5 protein-coding genes are annotated in these 4,904 nt (G+C 43.7%); all 5 read right to left on the reverse strand.

Annotated features, from left to right (window positions below; translation table 11 throughout):
• Positions 1-904: TonB-dependent receptor plug domain-containing protein (locus VNZ46_RS00645; RefSeq protein ID WP_325558130.1), on the reverse strand; the 904-nt coding region annotated here is incomplete at its 3' end.
• Positions 905-985: 81 nt separating this feature from the next.
• Complete coding sequence (locus VNZ46_RS00650; protein WP_325558131.1) at positions 986-2,365, reverse strand: aldehyde dehydrogenase family protein; 1,380 nt, start codon at positions 2,363-2,365, stop codon at positions 986-988.
• Positions 2,362-3,075 carry a gamma-glutamyl-gamma-aminobutyrate hydrolase family protein gene (locus VNZ46_RS00655; protein WP_325558132.1) on the reverse strand — a complete coding sequence of 238 codons (714 nt, stop codon included), beginning with the start codon at positions 3,073-3,075 and terminating at the stop codon, positions 2,362-2,364. The genes VNZ46_RS00650 and VNZ46_RS00655 overlap by 4 nt, the downstream gene beginning before the upstream one ends.
• A gap of 9 nt (positions 3,076-3,084) precedes the next feature.
• Positions 3,085-4,233, reverse strand: a complete 1,149-nt coding sequence (locus VNZ46_RS00660) for an iron-containing alcohol dehydrogenase (RefSeq protein WP_325558133.1) — start codon at positions 4,231-4,233, stop codon at positions 3,085-3,087.
• Positions 4,234-4,246: 13 nt separating this feature from the next.
• On the reverse strand, positions 4,247-4,904 hold a 658-nt coding region (locus VNZ46_RS00665; RefSeq protein WP_414693446.1), incomplete at its 5' end, for a glutamine synthetase family protein.

Here is a 4,904-nt window from a genome sequence, read left to right on the forward strand (position 1 = left end):
AAGCGACCGAATCTGCCGGTCTCAGATAGGCTATGTTTTGATGGCCGCTACTCCTCGTGGTAATGTTCCGGTAGCTATAATTTCCATACACATTTACTTTACTATTTTGGAAGCTCAGGCTTGCATTGCCACTGTAATTAGCTCTGGTACCGGCCGTTGCTTCCACGGCGCCAATCAACCCCAGCTTTTTGTTTTTCTTAAGCACAATATTAATAATACCGGATGCTCCTTCCGCGTCGTATTTTGCCGATGGGTTGGTGATCACTTCAATACTTTCGATGGAGCTGGCCGGCAAGGACTGAAGCGCCTGGGTGATATTTCCCCCTGCAATCAGTGATGGCTTGCCATCTATTAAAATATTGATATTTGAAGAGCCTCTTAAACTTACATTCCCGGTGGCATCTACCGATACAGTTGGTATGTTTTGAAGCAGTTCGGATGCAGAACCACCCTTACTCACCAGACTTTGTTCTACCGAAAACTTCTTCTTGTCCAAGCCAATTTGTGTATGATTGAATGAACCGGTAATGGTCACTTCAGACAATAAACTTCCTTTTCCTGGTTTGATCAGGATATCGCCAAAGTTGACGGTCCTGCCAGAAGAAGTGATCACTACACTATCCTTAACAATGGGCAGGTAACCTACATAACTGATTTTGCATTTAAATAAGCCATCAGGTAACCTGTCCATTGAAAAATGTCCAATTGTATCTGTCTGAACACCTTTTATCACCGCGTTTGTGTGTTTATCCAGTAAAACAACAGAAGCAAAAGGTATACTTTCCAGAGTTGTAGCATCTTTTACAATACCATTTATCTTCCCATTATTTTGTGCTGACGCGCAAAAAACAATCCCCGGTAAAAACAGAACAATCAGACTTGATTTAATTTTATTTAGGTTCACGGTATGCTGTATCTTTTATACAGCAAATTTATACAGGTGGCCCTCCTATAATCTTGTACTTTCTTTCACTAATTCTGTATTTTAAGAAGCAGGATCAGCCTTTCTCAAATGCCAGGCTTTAGGCTTTGTAAAAGCCCGAAATCCCTGATGCGATAAACTGACACCGATTCCGGAGTGCTTTCTACCGCTCCAGGGCAATCCTGCACTTACCCGGTCACAACAATTCCAGTAACCGCTGCCACTGTCTATTTGTGAAAGGATACGGGTTGCCCTATCCAAGGTATTGCTATAAACAGATGCCGTCAGTCCGTAAGCTGTATCCTGCATCAGCTTAAGCGCCTCTTCATCATCTTTAACCTTCATAATGCCGATTATCGGTCCAAAGCTTTCTTCCTGCATCACCTTCATCCTATTGGTCACATTAGTCAGTATGGTCGGTTCAAAGTAGTATCCGGGTCTTTGCTGAATATGCCCCCCCAATACCAGGGTAGCACCCTTCGCGACTGCTTCTTTGACCTGCCCTTCCAGTACTGCCAGTTGTGGTTTTCGCGTTAGTGCCCCAAAATACACACCTTCTTCTGTCGGAGGCCCTGATTTCCAGGATCCCACTTCCCGGACAAAAGCAGTCACATAATCGTCATACACTTTTTCATGCACGTAGATCCGCTCCACGGAACAACAACTTTGCCCATTATTGTAAAAAGCACCATCTGCTGTTCCCGCGGCTACCGCAGCAATATCTTTTACATCGTCGGTTACATATAAGGGATCCTTCCCGCCCAGCTCCAACTGACAGGGAACCATCTTCCAGGCCACCCTTTCATAGATATGCTGCCCGGTTTTATAAGAACCGGTAAAGAAAAAACCATTAAAATCCATATCCAGTAAGAGTTCCCCAGTTTGTCCTGTCCCAAGCGCAACGATAAAAACATGTTCAGGAATGCCCGCTGCTTTGAGTAAACGTTCTATTTCCAGTCCGGTAAGCGCAGCATATTCGGAGGGCTTGTAAAGCACTGCATTTCCAGCCAGCAAGGCAGGAATAAATACATTGACTCCCACCAGATAGGGGTAATTCCAGGCAGAGATGTTGCAAACAACCCCTAATGGTTCATAAGAAATCTTTTCCTGCATATCTCCTGTATCGCTTACCATTTCCTCCGAAAGATATTTTGCTGCATGGTCCAGCATCCATTTGATCCTCGTTCTTGCACCATTGATCTCATTCCTGGACTGTTGCAAAGGCTTGCCCGTTTCTGCGGTGAGTACAGCTGCAAGTTTTTCTTTTTCTGTATCCAGCAGGTCAAAAAAACGCGTCACCACTGCTAAACGTTCCTCAAGCGTCCGCTTCGCCCACTGGATTTGACCAGTCTTCAGTAATTCATGTTTCTTTTCGAGGGAAAGATGATCGTCTTCCTCCAATATTGCAATAATTTCTTCCGTAGCCGGATTGATCACATTCATTTCTTTGATTCTTTTATAGCCTTAATAAACCGTTCTTTGATTTTTTGTGACAGCGGATTTCTTTCTTTTTCCTGCATTCTTTCCGGATGCCACTGCACCGCCAGCATAAATGCTTTATTGTTTTTGTCTTTAAACTCCAATGCTTCGATAATAGGCTGTTCTCCCTCAGAATAAGCACTGATCATTAAATTGGCACCAAGATGATCCGGATGGACCCGCTGGTGATGCGCACTGTTCACCGTTCCATTTTCTATGCCGGTTGTCAAATGCAGAAGGCTACCAGGAACAAGGCTTAAGCCATGTACTTTATCTTCTGTTCCCTTCTTGTGAACCAGGTTCAGCTGTTCCCCGTTATCTTCAAAAACAGTCCCTCCCTCCAGGATATTAATATATTGCATGCCCCTGCAAATCCCCAGAACAGGTATATTATGGGTCTGAGCATAGATGTACATCTCCTTTTCAAATTCATCCCTTTCCGGTAAAAAAATCTCCGGCCGATAAGGATAATCTTTCGCACCGCCGTACAGTTCGGGCAAAACATCTATTCCTCCTGTTAAAACAAAACCATCACAGTACTGAAAATCGCTGCTGTTGTTTTGTTGAAAAGAAAGTTCCAGCAATTCGATATCCTCACCCAGTTCCTCCGGCGTAAACCAGTTCCAGTAATTTCTAAAATTAGTTTCCGTATAACTTATTCCAATCTTCTTCATAACGCGAAACTAAAGCGCTTTTAAATACAGTTGTTTAAAATCTTCCCTGTTTACGGGTTTAGGGTTATTGGGATGGGCAAAATCGGCCAAAGCCAGGTCTGCCAGGGTTTCAATATGTTCAGACTTTACTCCAATCTCACTCAAATGATGAGGAATATGAATTTTTGAATTTAAATCAAACAGGTACTTCACTACGGCTTCTCCATTCTCCTCTTTCAATTCTAAAGTCCTTGCTATCCGGCGAAATTTATCTTCAAAGCCGGCAATATTGAATTCCATACCGTAAGGGATGTTCACCGCATTGGCCAAACCATGGTGGGTATCCAGCAGCGAAGAGAGCGGATGTGCCAGAGAATGGACCACACCCAGCCCTTTTTGAAAGGCAATTGCGCCCATCATAGAAGCCATCAGCATTTTACTTCTGCTTTCCAGATCAGGGTGGTTGGTCGCTTTCTCCAGGGCATCTTTGATCAGATAGATACCTTCCAGCGCTATTCCATCACATAAAGGATGCGGATTTTTAGCTAAGAATGCCTCCATGTTATGGGTCAATGCATCCATACCAGTTGCAGCGGTAATGAACGGAGGTAAATCCATGGTTAATACAGGATCTGCAAATACAATTTTCGCCATGAGCTTGGGCGAGAAAAGGATTTTTTTCTGATGGGTATCATCATCGGCAATAATGGCGCTCCTGCCTACCTCACTGCCGGTACCTGCAGTTGTAGGTACCGTAATAAAATGGGGAACATCATTGGTCACATAAATATCCCCGCCAATCAGGTCATCATATTTAAACAGGTCTTCCCGGTGGTTTACCCTCAATACAATAGCGCGGGCTACATCCAATGCGGCACCACCCCCTATACCGATTATGCTGTCCCTGGAGCTTTGGTCCCAGAGTTCCGTTCCTTTGTAAACATCACTCTTTACAGGATTTTTATGGATATCCGAAAATACTTCCACGGAGAGGTGCTGTGCGTCCAGATCCTTGATGATCGATTTCAAAAAAGGCAAACCTGCAATCACCGGATCCGTCACGATCATCGGCCTGCTAAGTCCATTGGCTTTTAAATAAGCTGGCAGTTCCTTTATTGCACCTGCACCAAAACGAATGGTGGTTGGAAAATTATATTGGTATACTTTATCAAATGTCATGTTAAAACTCTTCTTAAATAATTTCAAAATATCTTTTCAATTCCCAGTCTGTTACCACTTTGGCAAATTGTTTCCACTCCCATTCTCTGGTTAACGTAAAATGTTCGATAAACTGATCACCAAACAGTTCTTTTGCAACCGCAGATTCTTTCATCATTTGTGTAGCCTCATGCAGATTAACAGGTAAAACACCATTAGACAGGTCTTTGTAGCCATTTCCCTTAGTTGCCTCTTTTTCCAGTTTCATTTTATGCTTAATGCCATACAGACCAGCAGCCAGGCAAGCAGATAGTGCCAGATAAGGATTGGTATCCGCCCCCACTATCCTGGTTTCCAAACGCGTAGTTTTGGAATGGCCTGGCAATGCCCTTAAGGCTACCGTCCTGTTGTCTATACCCCAGGTCAGTGTAGTTGGTGCCCAGGCACCTTCAACCAGTCTTTTATAACTATTTACAGTTGGGGCAATCATGGGGAGTATTTGTGGTAAACAATGCAATTGCCCGGCGATATAACTCTTCATTAAATCACTCATTTTATGCGGGCCCTTTTCCTCATAAAAGAGATTATGCCTGGAATCTTTATCCCAAAGGCTTTGGTGAACGTGCCCGCTGCAGCCCGGAAGATGCTCGCTGATCTTAGCCATAAAAGTAGCCATAAGACCATGTTTATAG

Origin of the sequence: Pedobacter sp. (genome assembly GCF_035566355.1) — a bacterium.
Lineage (GTDB): Bacteria > Bacteroidota > Bacteroidia > Sphingobacteriales > Sphingobacteriaceae > Pedobacter.